The sequence below is a fragment of the Staphylococcus sp. EG-SA-2 genome (assembly GCF_017152085.1).
Genome location: NZ_JACYHC010000174.1, coordinates 1 through 531, shown reverse-complemented (window position 1 = coordinate 531; position 531 = coordinate 1). Strand labels below are relative to the sequence as shown.

The window sequence follows — 531 nt, the reverse complement described above, 5'->3', positions numbered from 1 at the left end:
TTTAAAACACGACTTTGTAGTAAATATTGAACATCATATTTATTAGCAAGTTCTGCTAAAAAATCTAATAAAGTTTGGGTGTCGATTTTACCATTAATAAAATCAGCTTTAAGTAGTTTTGATTGTTTTCTTTCTTCTTCATTCGCACATTTTTTAAAATATCCCCACATATGATCAAAAGCATTACATACACTTCCTATACTCGGTTCAATTAACAAAGCATCATCAATCATTTGTTGGACTTGATGAAGTGATAAATCCGTTTTTAAAGCATTCCTTATCATTTGGTAAGACTGTTGACTGTGTAACAATACATGATATTTTTCCTCACGCCAAAGCTGTTCGATATGGCCACGTTCTTTCATAAAATTACCTCCGATAATTAATGTTAATATACATGCATATAGTATAGCAATAAAAATGAATGCGCTATCAAAAATGGTGTAGGTGTTTATATAAAATGATAATAGAGTGTTGCAAATATTTTTGGAACCGGTTACAATAAAGTGGAATAAATGGAACCGGTTCTAA

General features: G+C 30.1%; 1 protein-coding gene. It reads right to left on the bottom strand.

What is annotated here, in order from left to right; genetic code table 11:
* Nucleotides 1-365: YbgA family protein (locus IDG60_RS01615; RefSeq protein WP_206160419.1), on the bottom strand; the 365-nt coding region annotated here is incomplete at its 3' end.
* Nucleotides 366-531: the final 166 nt, after the last annotated feature.